General features: G+C 68.0%; 1 protein-coding gene. It reads left to right on the top strand.

Annotated features, from left to right (window positions below):
• Positions 1–328: transposase (locus tag AC5ZG5_RS46520; RefSeq protein WP_496165609.1), on the top strand; the 328-nt coding region annotated here is incomplete at both ends.

Raw genomic sequence — 328 nt, 5'->3', positions numbered from 1 at the left:
TACGACCTGCTGTTCAAGGTCTCGGCCGAGACCATGCTGACGATCGCCGCCGATCCGAAGCATCTGGGGGCCAGGATTGGCATCACCTCCGTGCTGCACACCTGGGGCTCGGCGCTCACCCACCACCCGCATGTCCACATGATCGTGCCGGGCGGCGGTCTCTCGCCCGACGGGCAGCGCTGGGTGTCCTGCCGGCCCGGGTTCTTCCTGCCCGTGCGCGTGCTCTCCCGCCTGTTCCGGCGATTGTTCCTGGAGAAGCTCGTCGCCGCCCACCGGGCCGGCCGCCTGAGCTTCTTCGGTGACGACATCCATCTGGCCGATGCGCAAT

Source organism: Bradyrhizobium sp. Ses1, assembly GCF_059512365.1.
Note: the sequence above shows the minus strand (reverse complement) of the source record. Positions and strands in the feature narration are given on the sequence as shown.